Below are 16397 nucleotides of genomic sequence, written 5' to 3' on the forward strand. Positions count from 1 at the left end.
GAGGATTTATATGTACAAAATTGTTCGTAAACGACTAGCGCCCTGGGCTGTAGTCGGAGCAATAATTTTCATGCTGATCCAAGTCTTTTGCAACCTTAACTTACCAACACTGACATCTGACATGATCAACAAAGGTGTCGCAGTTGGTAATACCAATTATATTTGGAAAATCGGTAAAGAAATGCTGCTGATCGCTTTAGTCGGCATCATTGCTTCAGCCGGTAATGTTTATTTTGCTTCAACTCAAGCTCAGAAGCTGGGTACAAAACTGCGGAATGAACTTTTTGAAAAAGTTCTTTATTTTGGTGGACACGAAGTCGATCAGCTGGGAGCATCTTCATTAATAACCCGGACAACCAACGATGTTTTGCAAATTCAAAACGTTACTGTCATGATTTTGCGAATGATGCTTCAAGCTCCCAGTATGCTGATTGGAGCAATCATTATGGCTTTTTTGAGTGAAAAAAGATTAACTGGCGTTTTTTTAATTTCACTGCCGTTGCTTGGAGTTGCTGTTGGTTTAATCATGTACTTTGTTGTTCCATTGTTTAAAAGCCTACAAAAGAAAATTGATCGGATTAATTTGGTTTTCCGTGAAGGTTTAACTGGTGTCCGTGTTATTCGGGCTTTTCGTCAGGATAAATTTGAACAAAATCGTTTTAAAGCTGCCAATAAATCATATACTGATACGGCAGTTAAGGCTTTTAGTTTGGTTTCTTTGATGTTTCCGATTATGACCTTGATTTTAAATGCTACTAATATCGGTATTGTTTGGCTCGGAGCCAATCTAATTGCTAAACGTTCGATGCAAGTCGGCAACTTGGTTTCTTTCATGACTTATGCAGCCATGATCCTATTTAGTTTTATGATGTTATCAATGGTTTTTGTTTTTATTCCCCGGGCACAAGCCGCTGCTGCCAGAATTCAAGAAGTTCTTGACACTCGTTATTCGATTCAAGATCAACAGCAGCCAGCTGAATTGCCAGTTCAAGAACAGCCGGAACTTGAATTTGATCAAGTATCGTTTCGCTACGATCATGCTGAGAAACTGGCTTTAAGTAACATTAATTTTCGGCTAACAGCTGGGCAAACGTTGGCAATTATCGGTGGTACCGGTGCTGGTAAATCTACTTTGATCAACCTAATTCCGCGCCTGTATGATCTCGAAAGTGGAAAAATCAAGCTTAACGGTCAAGACATCAGTCAAACCGCCCAGAAAAAATTGCATCAGCAAATTGCCCTTGTCCAACAAAAAGTTTTCCTTTTTAAAGGAACTATTCGCAGCAATTTACAAGTCGGCAAACCAACTGCAACTGACCAAGAAATGTGGCATGCACTGGAAATCGCTCAAGCCAAAGATTTCGTTAGCGAACTACCACAAGGACTGGATGCAGTCGTTGAACAAAACGGAGGTAATTTTTCTGGTGGGCAGCGGCAGCGCTTAGCAATTGCTCGTGCCGTAATCAAACCAGCTGCGGTTTACGTTTTCGATGATTCATTTTCTGCTTTGGATTTTAAAACAGACGCCAACTTGCGACAAGCTCTAGCGACTGATCCGCAAATTAAGCAGAGTATTGTAATTATCGTTGCACAACGAATCGCAACTGTAACTCAAGCCGATCAAATTATTGTTTTAGATGGCGGACAAGTAGTCGGTCAAGGAACCCATACAGAATTAAAACAACATAATCAAACTTATCAAGAAATTATCAAATCACAATTACGTGGGGAGGAGATTTAATGCCACAACATGGTCCAGCTGCCAATCTTGGCAAAGGTACTGAAAAGCCAAAAAACTTTTGGCAAACTGCTTGGCGTTTATGTAAATACATGGCTCCGTGGAAGTGGTTTTTATTTACCGTTTTTGCTTTTGCAATTGGTTCGGTGATCTTCCAGATCGTCTCACCTAAGATTTTAGGTGAAGCCACAACTACGATCTTTAGTGGTCTGTTAAAGGGCTACCATGAAATTAAGGCTGGTCAGCACCTAACTCGTTTTCCGATTAACTTCACTAAAATTAAAGACATCTTGCTGACAGTCGGTATTATGTATTTAGTTTCAGCTGTATTGTCATTTTTCCAGCAGCTGATTATGGCTAATATTTCTCAAAAAATTGTTTATCGTTTGCGAGCTGATATGAAAGCAAAATTGCAACGTTTACCAATTGTTTATTACGATACTCATTCAAATGGTGATATCATGTCACGTGCAATCAATGATATGGACAATATTGCTGGAACTCTGCAGCAAAGTTTAGCCCAGATTGTAACCAGCGCGGTAACTTTCGTTGGTGTTCTATTTATGATGTTGACGATCAGCTGGGAAATGACGTTAATTGCTTGTATTACCGTTCCATTAGGTATTATTGTAATTGCCACTGTCGCGCCCCGTTCCCAAAAATATTTTGCTGCCCAGCAAAAAAGTTTGGGCTTGTTAAACGATCAAGTTGAAGAAAGTTTTTCTGGTCATACCGTTGTTAAAACTTTTAATCGTGAAGAATCAAGCATTACAGCCTTCAAAAAGCAGAATCAAAATTATTACCGCTCATCTTGGAAAGCACAATTTATTTCTGGATTAATTATGCCCCTAATGAACTTTGTTTCTAATATCGGTTATGTCTGCGTGGCGGTTGTTGGTGGCTTAAAAGTAGCTAATGGTCGATTAACATTAGGTGATGTTCAAGCTTTTCTGCAATACGTCAATCAATTTACTCAGCCAATTACGCAACTGGCTAACCTAGCTAATACGATTCAAGCAACTATTGCTTCAGCTGAAAGAATTTTCGAAGTTCTTGATGAACCGGAAATGCAGCAAACCAGTGTTTCGGTTACTGATCAGCCACAACCAACTGCAAAAATTGAATTTGATCATGTAGCATTCGGTTACGATCAAAAAGAATTGTTGATCAAAGATATGAACTTAAAAGTTACTTCAGGCGAAAAGATTGCCATTGTTGGTCCAACTGGAGCCGGAAAAACAACTCTAATCAATTTACTAGAACGTTTCTATGATATTAAAGACGGCTCTTTAAAATTAGACGGTGTTGATACTCGGAATTTAAAACGTGCACAAGTTCGCGCACATTTTGCAATGGTTTTACAAGATACTTGGCTGTTTACTGGCAGTATCTACGATAATATCAAGTATGGTCGTGAAAATGCGACTGAAGCGGAAATTTATCAAGCTGCCAAAGCTGCTCATGCTGATACTTTCATTCGCCAATTGCCACAAGGATACGCAACGGTCTTAAACGAAGAAGCTTCAAACATTTCGCAAGGTCAGCGGCAACTATTGACAATTGCCCGTGCTTTCTTAGCTGATCCGGAAATTTTAATTTTAGATGAAGCAACCAGTTCAGTTGATACTCGGACAGAAATTTTAATTCAACATGCAATGGATCGTTTACTAAAAGACCGCACCAGCTTTGTAGTTGCTCATCGGCTTTCCACCATTCGTGATGCCGATAAGATTCTCGTAATGAATCACGGTTCAATTATTGAAACTGGTAATCACGAATCGTTAATGGCTGCGAAGGGATTTTATGCTGATCTTTACAATAGTCAGTTTACAGCTCCAGGTACTGTTTAAAAATCGTTTTCAATTATAAAAAAGAGAATTTCGTTTATAATGAAAGGTCCTTAATTATCAGCTGAACATGCTGACAAATTAACCAACCTTTTAAAAACGAAATTCTTTTTTGTTTTAAGCAAAACGAGCGATCGTCCGTGAGTTGCTTAGTTTATATACTGTTCCTGCCAAAAAGACCAAAATAAAAGCAATCAAAATCATCAAACTGAAACTAATTGATTGCCAACCAGTTTGATGCTGCAATTGTGAAATTACCTTTATAACCCAGTACTGTGGGGTTAAAGCAGCTATTCGCTGCATTATTTTTGGCATAACTATCAAGGGAATAAATCCACCTGACAGCAAAGATGTTACGGTATAAATAATAGTTTGCAATGCTCCATCCATTTTACGGTTTGGCGACCAGCTGCCGATTAATAAAGCAACTGCAATTGCCAACAAATCAAACAATTCCAATAGCAACCACAATGCTAAATAACTACAGCCCGGATTAATTTTGAAAATCCACCGCATAATCAATAATGTTGTTCCACTTTGAATCGAAAGCAATCCAAAAGCAAAGCAAACAGTTGCTGACAAATAAGTTCGACGCGACACTGGACTGAGCATTAAACGTTGAAAGGTCCCATCGCTACGCTCTTTTTGCATAATTTCACTACTTAAGGAACTTGCATAATACAAAGCCAACATTAAAACAACACCAATAATTTGGACCGACATCATTTGTGATTGTTCGGCATCACCTGTATCGCGAAAATTTAATTTAGGCAACGCTCGTTGATAATGATTGGTTAGCTTTTTAAATTCAGTTAAAGATTTGGCTTGCAATGCGAGTTGTTGCGTTAAATTTGCTGCCAGTTGAACATTATTCTTGAAAGATTTTAACGTGAATTTTCCTTGTAACGAACTAACACTAGCGATTACCCCCGAACGGTGTTCAGCTAATCTGTGAGCAGCCTGTGGATTAATAACGACTACTGCAGACACTTTATTATTAATTGCAGCACTATCTGCAGCTGCCTGATTGGGAAAAGTTTCAATTTTAACACTGCTGGCCAGCCGCTGTTTAAAAAAATTGGTGTACACTGAAGGTGCTGAATCAACAACAGCAACTGTCATCATATCAGAAGATTGCTGGTAGGCTTGCAAATAGAAAATCATACTTACTAGCGGTAATACTACGCCAATTATCAAGCTCAACGGATGTTTTTTTCGCAACAACCAGCGCTGTTTAACAATCCATTTAAAATTATTCATTTTTCATCCCTCTTTTGGCTATCCAGCCTAAAATCACAAACACACACAGCATGCTTAAAAATAAATTCACCACAATACTATGCCAAATAAATCGTGTTTGACCACCGTAAACAGCATTCCTTACAGCCTTTAAAACCCAACCTAGCGGTGAAAAAGCAGCCGTCCGATCTGAAACTGGTATATAGCCACCACCTACAAAAATTAAAACTTGCATTCCCATGCTGACAACTCCATCTACCACTTCTGAACCATTTGAAACTACATCAATTGCTGCTCCGAACAATAAACTGAATAACATTAGTGAAGCATAGGCTAAAAATACACTCCCAAAAGCGGTTCCCCAATTAACTGCAAACCAGAAGTGACCAATCAGCATTAAAAATAAGAGTGCCAGACTGCGAATTATTAAATTTGCTCCCACTTTACCAATTAAGAACTCGCTATTACTAACAGGTGTACTTTTAATCCGTTGCCAAGTTTTATTTCTTCGTTCACTTGCAAATAAATCTGTCCCCCAACCAACGGCTAACAAGCAATTCATACCAATCATCGCTATTAAGTAATATTGGAAAGCACTTGGTAAATGCTGTTGCTGTTTTTTAATTATCTTAACTTGCATTTTAGGTTGCTGATTATCTGCTATTTTGCTCTTTAGCGTGGTCCCCAATGCCGCTTGATTCAAAAATTGATTTAAATAAGCAGTTAAAATCGTATTCTGAACCTGTTCTGAATTATGCGTAAAAACTTGCAAATGCTTTTCTTTAATTCGAATCCAAGCGGTTGCCTGACCATTAGTTACTCGCTTTTTAGCAGTTTTTATCTCACCAGTTGGTTTAAAAGTAATCAATGAACTATCGGCTTTTTGTGAAAATTGCTTGATTCCATGAGACGCGAGTTGATCATCTGATTTTAAATATAATACTTTAACTTGCTGCTTGGCGGTAGCACTAATTCCAAATTGCGATGATAAAACATTTCCTAAAATTGTAACCAGCAGCAAAGGAAACAGTAGCAACCATAAATAGGTACTGCGATTGCGTAAAAGTTGTTTTAAGTCTTTACCAAGAATGACTTTTATTCGATAAAACATCATTTCACCTACTCATCTCTTAATTTCCGACCAGTTAAACTTAAAAAGATTGTTTCTAAATCTAATTGATTTTGATTAAAATCAGTTACTTCAGCTGCTTGATCTAACAAGTACTTTAGCAACGCGCTGCACGAACTTTCAGTTTGATAAACTACCGTTAACTGGCGGTCAGTTAATTTTGCTTGTTCAATTCCCGTTATTTGTTTTATTTGTTCAAGATCTATCCGTTGCGGGTACACCAAAGTTGCTTGTAGCTGATGATTCGCACTAACGATCTCACTTAACTCACTCGTCGTTCCTTGAGCCAACAAACGACCATGATCAATAATTGCCACTCGTGTACTGATTCGTTCAACCTCTTCCATATAATGTGAACAATAAATTATGGTCACTCCCTGTTGATGTAATTGCTCAATAGCCGTTAAAATAAAGTTGCGTGACTGGGGATCGACACCAACTGTCGGTTCATCCATGATCAGCAGTTGTGGTTGATGAACCAGTGCACAGGCAATATTCAACCTCCTTTTCATCCCACCTGAAAAGTTTTTTGATTTAAGGTCTTTTTTAGCTGTTAAACCAACAAATTCTAAGGCTTTTTGGGCTAATTGCTGTAATTGATGGCCGCGTAAGTCATACAAACCGCCAAAAAATAACACGTTTTCCCAAGCAGTTAAATCTTCATAGATAGCAATATCTTGTGGTACAAAACCGATTTCCCGTTTTACCGCTGCATTAATTTTCTTTTTACCAAATAAGCTGATTTCCCCTGAAGTCTTAGTTATTAAACCCGTAATAATATTCATGGCAGTGGATTTCCCAGCTCCATTAGGTCCCAATAATCCTAATACTTCTCCCTGATCAACAGTTAAAGATAGATCATCAACTGCCAATTGTTGTGAATATTTTTTTGTTAAATGTTGAATTGACAATATCTCTGCTCCCATTTTTTCACACTCCTTTTATTGATCTAAGCATAACTAAAAATGAGAAACCGCACTAGTGCAGTTTCTCATCTTTTAAACATGATGAATCTCATTTTCTTTTGTTAATGGTAGCAAAGTAGAAACTTCGAACCCTGAATGCTGGCTAAAAATCACTTGACCATCAAGTTGAGCTGCCCGCATCTGCATTCCCCGCAAACCTAATCCAAGTTTAATTACTCCCGGACTAACGCCATCATTTTGTAAAGTAAATCTCAGCAGCTGATTAAAAACCAACAAATGAATTTCAACCTGGTGAGCATCAGCGTATTTTAAAGTATTAGTCAAAAATTCTTGCAGATTTTTTTCCAGAACTTGCCACTGAATCCCATTGATCCGCTTTATATCACCTCGTAAAGTCAGCTGCGTCTGTAGATGATAATCACGCTTGAATTCCAATATTTGTGCTTGAATCTTTTCCAAACCAACTTCTTCAACGGTTGGAACCCCATTTTTTAATAAATTTCTGATTTGACCAATTCCTTGGCGACTGATTTCAATTGCATTATCCAATAGATCTGCGGCTTGTTGTTGGTTTTTAGTTAAAACTAATTGAGCTGCTTCCATTTGAATTAAACCACCAGATAAAGAGTGACCTACTTCATCATGGATCAATTGCGACAATTTGATTCTTTCTTCCAATGCTGCTGATTTTACTTGCGAGGCAGCTAATGCTTGTTGTGCTGTCATCTGCTGTTCCAAATCATGGGTCGCCAAATGCGTATCTAACCAACGCTGCCACCAACGAGCTGCCTTTTGTTCACGATAATCCAGCAACAATAGTAAAATAATTAGAATTGAAGCTAGCAATAAATCATTCATTTTTACGATCAATGCTGTTTTAGCAAAAGCTAAGAGCAAAAACGGCAGCGACCAAATTAGATTCAGCCAGTGATGTGTTAGCCAAATTGATGACCATTTCAACAATGCAGCAATTATAAAGATCCAGCAGATGATTCCTAAATAAAAATAACCACCTATTGAAAATAATAATAAACAAATCTTAAGCGGAGTTGCAAATCGATTTGCAGTTGCTGATCCTAAACTAATTGCCAAGAAAATTAAAAAAAACAGCAAAAATTGGTTTTGCAATTGACCTGCATTTGCTTTTGACAATAATTCTGTTAAGGTAAAACCACCTAACATTAAATCAATTATTGTTTTAATATCATTCATTTCTCTATCTTTTCACCTCAACGCTGACCAGTTAAATAATAAATCGCCAATTGTGTTCGATGCTTTAATTCGAGCTTATGTAAGATCGATGAGATATTATTATTTACAGTTCCTTCTGAAATAAAAAGTTGCTTAGCTATCTGACGGTTAGTTAAACCAGCAGCTATTGCCGCAAGTATTGTTTGCTCACGGTGTGTAAGCATCGTTAAATCAGTAGTCGCTGATTGTCCTAATTGCGGTTTGATTTTCTGCCAAATATCTTGTTGTGCAACAAAATTGCCAGTTGCAACATTTCTAATTGCTGCTACAATTTGCTTAGCTGGAACATTCTTCAATAAGTAGCCTGATGCTCCATTTTCTAACACTTGATGAATTTCTTGATCATCATCAAAGGTCGTTAAAATTAAAACTTTCGCCGCAGAACTACTAGTAATTTCACGAGTTGCTGCTACACCATCAACTTCTGGCATCCTAATATCTAGCAAAACAACATCAATTTCCTGTTGTTGACAAATTTTAATTGCAGTTTTTGCTTGATTTACTGCTGCAATAACAGAAAAATCTGTCTCGTTTTTTAAAATCAATGATAACCCATCGGTAATAAACGGATTATCATCTACAATCAAAACTTTAATCATTTTAGACCCCTTTTTATCAAGTCAATCCCGCTTAATTAAATTTAAATCATTGTAACACACCCCTATTGATAAATCTTTAATTAATTTTGTTCTTTACGCATTATAAGCAGCAGTGATATAATAAAAATTGTATTGGGTTATTAGCTCAGTTGGGAGAGCGCCTGCTTCGCATGTAGGAGGTCGCCGGTTCAAGTCCGGCATGATCCATTAAAGAGATTTTAATTAGTGGTAATGGTGTTTAAAATAGGTATCCATCAAACTATATCGTTGGAGCTAGGAAGTCCTCAGAATGAGGGCTTTTTTATTTTGGTTCTATAATATTTGGTACTGGTAGAAATATTTTCTATTCTAGTACCAATTGTTTTATATTATAAAAAAAGATGGGGCAGCAAACTTGAGCCACATAGTTGGCAAGTGCTTAAACAATCTTGAAAATTGTTACCAAATTAGATTATCAATACCACCTTAAATGCACTAATTTTCAAAATCACCAATTGTGTGACCAAAATATTGTTGGTTGGCTCTTAAATATGTCTGCTAAATTGAAAAAATGAAAAAAGTTACCATTTCCGAAGAACAGATAGCTTAAACATACAGGGATACCAATTCAAATTACAAATTAAATAATTTATTTATCAGTACTGGTTACAGGAAGGTCTTTAAAAAATAAATACTTAATTTAATCCCACAGTCTCAACTGATTTAAGCTGTTTAATAATTGCTATGTTGCTGTCATATCATTTACTGAGTGTAATTAAGCTGTTCCCACGTTTGATGCGAACATGGGAACAGCTATTTCGCATAAGGGGAAAGGTTTCCTTCTTTAATAGAACTTTTATTCATTCGCACAAACTAATTTATAAAATACCACTATTTGTATTCAGATTTAACCAACAAACTTTTCAAAAATCGATTAAACACGTATTTCAACACTCCACCCCCAAATCATATTTTTAGTTTTAAAATCATTTAATTGCTTATCTCTTTGATCTGCGCCCCTCAAAAAAAGATTACTGCCGACATTTAATACTTTTGTTACAAAAAAAATCACAATGGCTCTTGTAATTATCAAAATTAGTGTTATAGTAATCATTGTAATAAAAAAAGTAACAATTGATTTATTAAATATTGGAGGAATTATTTATGACAAAAATAACTGCAGGACAAGCACTCGCAAAAGTTTTAATTGATTGGCATATCGATCATATTTACGGAATTACGGCTGACTCTATCAATAATACTGTTGATGGATTTTATCAAGAAAGAAAACAATTAAAATACATTCAAGTCCGGCATGAAGAAGTCGGTGCACTAGCAGCCGCAGCTGATGCAAAATTGACTGGAACAATTGGTGTTAGTTTCGGTTCAGCAGGTCCCGGCGCAGTTCATTTACTGAATGGCTTATATGATGCCAAGATGGATCATGTCCCTGTCTTAGCAATAGTTGGTCAGTCAGCTACTAGTTTAATGAATACTAATTTCTTTCAAGAAATGAATCAGGATCCGGTTTTTGCTGACGTTGCCGAGTTTCACAAACAAGTTACTAATGCAGAACAAATTCCATATGTGGTTGATGAAGCTATCCGCTCCGCTTATGCGACCCATTCTGTTTCAGTAGTAATCATCCCTGATGATTTATCTGGCCAAGAAATTGAATTTAATGGTTTCAAAACAGCTCCTTTAAAAGCTGTTACCCAGGAAATTGTTCCTAAGGCTAGTGATTTAGCACAAGTTAAAACTGCTTTGCAAAATGCTAAGCACCCCATCTTGTGGGTTGGTAAGGGAGCATTTAATGCCCGTAAAGAAGTTGTCGCTGTTTCTGAAAAATTCAGTCTGCCAGTGTTATCTACTGCTCCATCAACTGGTGCAATGCCAACCGATCATCCTAATTTTATGGGATCCCGCGGTCGTTTAGGAACTAAACCAGCCTTTGAAGTTTCTCAAGCTTCCGATCTAGTACTCTTCGTTGGTACTAACTTTCCATTTGCACGGTACCTTCCTGCTAATGCCAAATTTATTCAGGTAAACAACAATTTAGCCGATCTCGGAAAACAGCGTGACGCAGACATTACCGTTCTTGCCGATGCTAAGCTTTTCCTACAAAAATTATTGGAATTTGATTTTTCAATTGCTCCAACTGATTTCTTAAAAGCAGCTCAAATTGATAAGAAGAACTGGGATAACTGGCTCAATAAGATAGCTGACAATGATGAAAATGGTTTGACTGCTGAGGGTGTTATTAAAGCTATCAAAGAAAATTCAACCGATGATGCTGTCTTCGGGCTTGATGTAGGTAACAATACCGAATGGGCAATTCGGCAATTGCCATTAAACAAGCAACAACGTTTCACCATGTCTGGTTGGTATGGAACTATGGGCTTTGGCTTACCAGCTGGTTTGGCCGGCAAATTAAGTTACCCAGACAAGCAGGTTTGGAGCATCTCCGGTGATGGCGGTTATGCGATGGTTATGCCTGACTTATTGACTGAAGTCAAATATCATTTGCCAGTAATCAATGTTGTTTTGGAGAACAAAGTCTTAGGTTTCATTCAGCATGAAAAAATTGTTGCCAACCAAGCTCCTTATGGAATAGATTTAGTAGGAGCTGATTGGGCCAAAGCAGCTGAGGACTTGGGAGCTATTGGCTTTAAAGCAACCAATTTAGCTGAATTAAAATCAGCAATGACAAAGATCAAGGAGCTGCAAGCTTCTGGAAATCAATTGCCAATTGTTTTGGACACCAAGATTCAAAATATTGATCCAATTGATACCAGCTTTGTTCCAGTTGACCGTACTGCATTTGGTGATGAGATGGTTAACCAATATCGGCAGCAATATCAGCTTAACGAAACTGAGCAACCTGCTTTAAATGATATTTTAGCTGGATTAAACGCTTAAAAAACAAATTAAATGCTTAAAAGTAATAAAAAAGTTGTACTGAGATTAATTTCAGTGCAACTTTTTTATTATCATTCAGTTGATAATTTTAAACTCGTAATATTTTTTTCAATAGTTCTGCTCGTATGGCAAGTCAAATAAATTACTTGATGATCTTTTACTAGTTCTTGCAACAAATTTAAACCACCGTGCAGTTTTTCAGCATCTAAATTAACAAATGGATCATCAAAAATAATTAGTGGTTTTTCTTGTTGATACATTGCATCAATCAGTGACAACCGGCGACAAATTCCCAAAAGATCTTGATACCCTTCACTTAACAACTCTAATTGATGCTGCTTGCCATAAGCACCGGCAGTTAAATTAAGCTCTGCATCCAACCGATACTGCTGGGCACTTTCTTGAGTCAATTGTTGATAGTAATGTTTGAAATTTTGCATAATCGGATTCATATAGCGTGCCGAAAAATTATTTTTAGCCGCAGCTAAATATTTGCTAGTAGCCATTAAAGTTTGATAGCGCGTAAATAATTGGGATTCTTTTTGCTGCAATTCATCTCTTTTCTCAGCTAATTCTTCAAACCAAACTACCTGCTGCTGTAACTTATCTAAATGGTCATTAATTTGCCAACATTGTGTCCGCTTCTGGTCAGCTTGCTGCTTTAATAATGTTAATTTTTCAGTGAGCTTACTGAGTGATGATGTCTCTTCGGCAACCGCTTGATCACCTTTTGGCTGGGTTAGTTTATTTTTGCTGATAAAATCAGCAATTTCAACCTTAATATTATCTAATTGCTGTTGTTGCTGTTGCAAAGCCAATACTTGATCACGAATTTCTTGCAGTGTCGCACTACTTTGGGATATAGGTTGCTGCAACTCAACAAAGAAACGTTGCTGCTCTTGTAACAATTGCCGTTGTCGTTGCTGATCAGATTGTACTTGCAGCGATTTTTGCAGTAATTGTTGATACTCTTGAAATTCGTATTGTAATTGCTGCAATAATATTGAATACTCGCTATTTGTTGTTTCCTTTTTTGTAGCCTGATAGTAATTAAGAAAATTTGCTAATTCTGTTTGCAACATTTGCTGCTGCTTTAAATCTGCTGCTGAAATTGTTTGATCTTGCCGTTGTTGCAATTGCTGAAAATCCAAATACTCGCTTTTTAATTTTGCCAGTTCCGTAGCTGCTGCTGTCAGTGGCCAATCAAAATCTAATTGCTGCAGTTTTTGCTTAAGCTGAAGCGTTATTTTTTCAATTTGTTGTTTTAAATCTTTAATTTGCATTTCAAGTTCTGATAATTGTGGAGCTGATTTTTCAGTTGTATTCGACGTACTACTAGAAAATTTCCACCCTAAAATAAGAATCCCGAGTAAAATCAAACAAATACTAAAAATTAGGCTGCTTTTGAATAATAAAATCCCTAACACAAAACTAAGAACACTTCCCAATATCCAAAAAGGAGATTTCGTAGGCGTATTAGAACGACTGCGCCTATATTCTCCAGTGGTTGCCTGTTGCCAAGTTTGCCAAGCTAATTGCTGCTTTTCAAGTTGACTCAGCAAACTTTGACGTTGCGAAATCAAATCTGCTAAGTGCTCTAGTTCACTTTCGGTTACTGCATGCTGACTAAATTTAATTTGTGCTGCCTTAAGCCGGGTTAATTCAATATCTGACAACTTACTTTGCTGTTGTTGTTTCAAAATTTGTAACTGCCGATTTTTAGCTGTCATTTCAGTTAGTTTAGCTGCGGTCAATTGACTGAATCTGCGTTGTTTAAAACCTTCTAAACGTTCATGTGCAGCTATCGTAAATGATTCTGCTGTCGTTTTTTTAATTATTTTAATTTGCTCAGCAATTTTTTGTTGCTGTTCAATTTCTGTTAGTGTCGGTACTTCCCCTAAGAAATTCTGCTTAATTAACTTTATTTTCTTTTCAGACTTTAATTTTTGTTCGTTAAGCAGCTGATATTTTTTTTGCAGTAACTGTTGATCTTGATTCTGACTGCTTTGCCGTAGTGTCTCCTGAAGTTTTAGTTGTTCTTGCTGCAACTGCTCATATTGCTGTTTAAAAACGGCTAACTGCTGTTTATTTTCTTTGACTTGCTTCATAATAGCTGGCTGTCGTTCTAAATCAACTTTTATTTTTGCTATTTTAGCACGCAGCTGGTAAAGTTCTCCCGTCTTGCGTTTCGGTGTTAAATGATTAAGGTAATCTTTGAATTTTTCTTGAACAAGTTGATAACTGTTCATATCAGCTTGCTCACTTGCTAAATTACCAATCTTCGCATTAATTCCTGGAGTAACATCCGTTTGACAATTTTGTTGTGCAATAAACAACGTATTTTCAAAAGAAGCACGTTCAATTCCAAATAATTCTTCACCAAGTTTAGAACTAAAATCATTACTGGGTAAATTAGTAACTGCATCATAAAGAGCAAAATGATCTTCTTTGGGACGTACTCCAAAGGTTCGCTCAAGTAAATATTTTTTCCCCGCCGTTGCAAAAACAAGTTTTCCACCATACGCTCCGCCTTGCCAAGGTCGGTATCTTTTACGTTCATTGTCAACTAAGTTGCGCTTATGTTCATTTTCAAATCCATAAAACATTACAACTATAAAGGCAGTTAAAGTTGTTTTTCCCCAGCCGTTTTCCGCAAATATTGTATTCAGCCCTGGTTTGAATTGCCAATTAAAATTATGCAGTTTACCAAAATTGATAATCTGACAGCTAATCAACTTCATATCTGTAGATCCTCTCCATTTAATGCCTGCAAACCACATTTAACAATAGCGGCACGCTGAGTTTCATCCAACTCTTGATCTTGTTGAACTAATCGGACAAACTCGCCTTTTAACGAAATATCCCCGGCAAACATTGTATAATCAACCTGAGCAGTGCTTTGATCAACTAATTTAACCAAATAATAATCACTATTCAAATCTGTTTGTAACTGAGTTAAATCATGTTCGCTATCCAGCGAAACTTGACCAAACAAAATAATTTTTAGCAAGGATGAAGTCGCTATTTTAGCTTGTTTCAATGTTTCTTTGATTTTTTCTAAAACCGCTGAGGTAGTCTTGCAATCAGTTATTTCAACTTTAATTTCAAACAATTCTCGCTGAGCAAACGGAACAAAGTGAAAATTCCACTGATGAAGTTTTTCATCAATCGTTAACTCCACAAAACCATGTTGTCCCAATTCATCAAAGCCACGGCCCTCCAAACAGCCTGCATAACAATATTTTCCCTTTGGAGATAAATCACCACTTTGAAATTGATGTAAATGTCCTAATGCCAAGTAATCAATCTGTGAATTCTGTAAATCTTCAAGAGCAATGTTTTCTGATTGGTTAGTCTGATGATAAGCAGAAATTTGTCCATGTAGGACAACTAAATTAAAATTTGTTGCTGCTAAATTTGGAACCGTCAACGGAGGCTGAAAAGCTGGATTATTTAAATCAACTCCACTGATGACTACTGGCCAATTGCTAGTCGGGTTTAAACAATAACTTCGCCAATCAGCTGTAAACAAATGCAAATTGCTTGGCAACTTTGATATAGTTGTTGTTAAACTATCATTTTCATGATTACCTGTCAGATAATAGAATTGCAATGATGGATATTTTTTAATATTATCCAAGACTAAATTACGAGCAGTTACTGAAATAATCGGGGTATCAAATAAGTCACCTGCTATCACAATTGCTGCTACTTTATTATTCCAGGCATAATCTACTAAGCGACTGAAATTTGATAATAATTCTGCTCGCCGTTCTCGAGCTTTTTTTGGCGCCAAATGTGTAGTTAATTGCGAATCAAGATGAAGATCAGCACAATGAATAATTTTCATCAAACTTTCCTTTCCAAAAAATATCTTCTAACGTTTAAGGTTTTCTCTTAGCCAAGTTAACATGTCCGCAGTTTGTTGATTAAATAATGGTGGTAGTTTATCTAGTGGAAAATAGGCTAAAGATAAAGTTTCATCAGTTGCTTTGGTTAATAATTGACCAGATACAGGTTCAACTAAAAACAATTGCGTAATTGCCTGTGCCACATCACCATTAGGATAAACTGCAGTTCCTTGGTCAAAAGTTTGCAATAACCTGATAATTTTAACATCAAGTCCACTATCCTCTTTCATTTCACGCAGACATGCTTGGCGATAGGTTTCGCCATATTCAAGATATCCACCTGGTAAACTCCAATTATGCGAGTCAGTTCGTAGGTTCAATAATATCTCCCCATGATCATTTAAAACTGCCCCTGCTGCAACGTTTAAAATAATCGGAGTATGTCCAACTAAATCACGTATCATTTTAATATATCCCTTCATGGCAATCAGATTCCTCCTCAGTAACACACATAATTAATTAAATTGTACTACAAATTATTCAATAACAATTAGAACTTTATAAAAAAGCCAATCTTCAATTACTTTTCAGCTATTAACATTATCAGTAAGAATATTAATTAAGACACAAAAAAAGCTATCCAACTTTTTAAGGAAAGATAGCCTAAATAACTTATAATACTGATTAACTAATAACCGGTCCTAGCCGGATTTGAACCGGCGATCTCCTGCGTGACAGGCAGGCGTGATAGACCCCTACACCATAGGACCAAGATTGCGGGAGAAGGATTTGAACCTACGACCTTCGGGTTATGAGCCCGACGAGCTACCAGACTGCTCCATCCCGCGATAATATTATAAAACTGACCCGTACGGGATTTGAACCCATGTTACCGCCGTGAAAGGGCGGTGTCTTAACC

General features: G+C 36.8%; 11 protein-coding genes and 3 tRNA genes. 4 read left to right on the forward strand and 10 right to left on the reverse strand.

The features are described 5' to 3' along the window. The first annotated feature begins 10 nt into the window (after positions 1-10). Both FC89_RS10360 and FC89_RS10365 read left to right on the forward strand, forming a co-directional pair. Positions 11-1741 carry an ABC transporter ATP-binding protein gene (locus FC89_RS10360; RefSeq protein ID WP_057872485.1) on the forward strand — a complete coding sequence of 577 codons (1731 nt, stop codon included), beginning with the start codon at positions 11-13 and terminating at the stop codon, positions 1739-1741. Next, the gene (locus FC89_RS10365; protein ID WP_057872486.1) at positions 1741-3588 is read left to right on the forward strand and encodes an ABC transporter ATP-binding protein; all 1848 of its coding nucleotides are present in this window, start codon (positions 1741-1743) and stop codon (positions 3586-3588) included. Before FC89_RS10360 ends, FC89_RS10365 begins: the two co-directional genes overlap by 1 nt. 114 nt (positions 3589-3702) lie before the next feature. On the opposite strand, the gene FC89_RS10370 is transcribed toward FC89_RS10365, so the two are convergent. The 5 genes from FC89_RS10370 to FC89_RS10390 form a co-directional block, all read right to left on the reverse strand. Beyond that, positions 3703-4845 carry an ABC transporter permease gene (locus FC89_RS10370; protein WP_057872487.1) on the reverse strand — a complete coding sequence of 381 codons (1143 nt, stop codon included), beginning with the start codon at positions 4843-4845 and terminating at the stop codon, positions 3703-3705. Beyond that, the gene (locus FC89_RS10375; RefSeq protein ID WP_083485476.1) at positions 4838-5938 is read right to left on the reverse strand and encodes an ABC transporter permease; all 1101 of its coding nucleotides are present in this window, start codon (positions 5936-5938) and stop codon (positions 4838-4840) included. Before FC89_RS10375 ends, FC89_RS10370 begins: the two co-directional genes overlap by 8 nt. A gap of 5 nt (positions 5939-5943) precedes the next feature. Beyond that, positions 5944-6879 (reverse strand): ABC transporter ATP-binding protein, encoded by a 936-nt coding sequence (locus FC89_RS10380; protein WP_057872489.1) that lies wholly within the window; start codon positions 6877-6879, stop codon positions 5944-5946. 72 nt (positions 6880-6951) lie between these two features. Then, positions 6952-8091 carry a sensor histidine kinase gene (locus tag FC89_RS10385; protein ID WP_057872490.1) on the reverse strand — a complete coding sequence of 380 codons (1140 nt, stop codon included), beginning with the start codon at positions 8089-8091 and terminating at the stop codon, positions 6952-6954. A 17-nt stretch (positions 8092-8108) separates the two neighbouring features. Beyond that, a complete protein-coding gene (locus FC89_RS10390) occupies positions 8109-8729 on the reverse strand; it encodes a response regulator (protein WP_057872491.1) in 621 nt (206 codons plus the stop codon). A gap of 134 nt (positions 8730-8863) precedes the next feature. On the opposite strand from FC89_RS10390, the gene FC89_RS10395 reads away from it, so the two are divergent. Together FC89_RS10395 and FC89_RS10400 are read left to right on the forward strand one after the other, a co-directional pair. Continuing rightward, positions 8864-8936 (forward strand) — tRNA-Ala (locus FC89_RS10395). A 936-nt stretch (positions 8937-9872) separates the two neighbouring features. Next, the gene (locus FC89_RS10400) at positions 9873-11627 is read left to right on the forward strand and encodes a thiamine pyrophosphate-dependent enzyme (protein ID WP_057872492.1); all 1755 of its coding nucleotides are present in this window, start codon (positions 9873-9875) and stop codon (positions 11625-11627) included. A gap of 71 nt (positions 11628-11698) precedes the next feature. On the opposite strand, the gene FC89_RS10405 is transcribed toward FC89_RS10400, so the two are convergent. From FC89_RS10405 to FC89_RS10425, 5 genes are all read right to left on the reverse strand, one after another. Next, positions 11699-14368, reverse strand: coding sequence for an ATP-binding protein (locus FC89_RS10405; protein WP_057872493.1), 2670 nt, complete (start codon positions 14366-14368; stop codon positions 11699-11701). Next, positions 14365-15477 (reverse strand): metallophosphoesterase family protein, encoded by a 1113-nt coding sequence (locus FC89_RS10410; RefSeq protein ID WP_057872494.1) that lies wholly within the window; start codon positions 15475-15477, stop codon positions 14365-14367. Before FC89_RS10410 ends, FC89_RS10405 begins: the two co-directional genes overlap by 4 nt. 27 nt (positions 15478-15504) lie before the next feature. Further along, positions 15505-15960 carry an NUDIX hydrolase gene (locus FC89_RS10415; protein WP_057872495.1) on the reverse strand — a complete coding sequence of 152 codons (456 nt, stop codon included), beginning with the start codon at positions 15958-15960 and terminating at the stop codon, positions 15505-15507. A gap of 214 nt (positions 15961-16174) precedes the next feature. Beyond that, positions 16175-16248: transfer RNA gene (locus tag FC89_RS10420), tRNA-Asp, on the reverse strand. 4 nt (positions 16249-16252) lie between these two features. Further along, positions 16253-16326 (reverse strand) — tRNA-Met (locus tag FC89_RS10425). Positions 16327-16397 lie beyond the last annotated feature (71 nt).

The organism is Liquorilactobacillus ghanensis DSM 18630 (assembly GCF_001435235.1).
Classification (GTDB): domain Bacteria; phylum Bacillota; class Bacilli; order Lactobacillales; family Lactobacillaceae; genus Liquorilactobacillus; species Liquorilactobacillus ghanensis.

Bases quoted from the DNA above. Each gene is read 5' to 3' on its own strand.
- FC89_RS10360 (WP_057872485.1), top strand. From the start codon at position 11: ATGTACAAAATTGTTCGTAAACGACTAGCGCCCTGGGCTGTAGTCGGA.
- FC89_RS10365 (WP_057872486.1), top strand. From the start codon at position 1,741: ATGCCACAACATGGTCCAGCTGCCAATCTTGGCAAAGGTACTGAAAAG.
- FC89_RS10370 (WP_057872487.1), bottom strand. From the start codon at position 4,845: ATGAATAATTTTAAATGGATTGTTAAACAGCGCTGGTTGTTGCGAAAA.
- FC89_RS10375 (WP_083485476.1), bottom strand. From the start codon at position 5,938: ATGATGTTTTATCGAATAAAAGTCATTCTTGGTAAAGACTTAAAACAA.
- FC89_RS10380 (WP_057872489.1), bottom strand. From the start codon at position 6,879: ATGGGAGCAGAGATATTGTCAATTCAACATTTAACAAAAAAATATTCA.
- FC89_RS10385 (WP_057872490.1), bottom strand. From the start codon at position 8,091: ATGAATGATATTAAAACAATAATTGATTTAATGTTAGGTGGTTTTACC.
- FC89_RS10390 (WP_057872491.1), bottom strand. From the start codon at position 8,729: ATGATTAAAGTTTTGATTGTAGATGATAATCCGTTTATTACCGATGGG.
- FC89_RS10400 (WP_057872492.1), top strand. From the start codon at position 9,873: ATGACAAAAATAACTGCAGGACAAGCACTCGCAAAAGTTTTAATTGAT.
- FC89_RS10405 (WP_057872493.1), bottom strand. From the start codon at position 14,368: ATGAAGTTGATTAGCTGTCAGATTATCAATTTTGGTAAACTGCATAAT.
- FC89_RS10410 (WP_057872494.1), bottom strand. From the start codon at position 15,477: ATGAAAATTATTCATTGTGCTGATCTTCATCTTGATTCGCAATTAACT.
- FC89_RS10415 (WP_057872495.1), bottom strand. From the start codon at position 15,960: ATGAAGGGATATATTAAAATGATACGTGATTTAGTTGGACATACTCCG.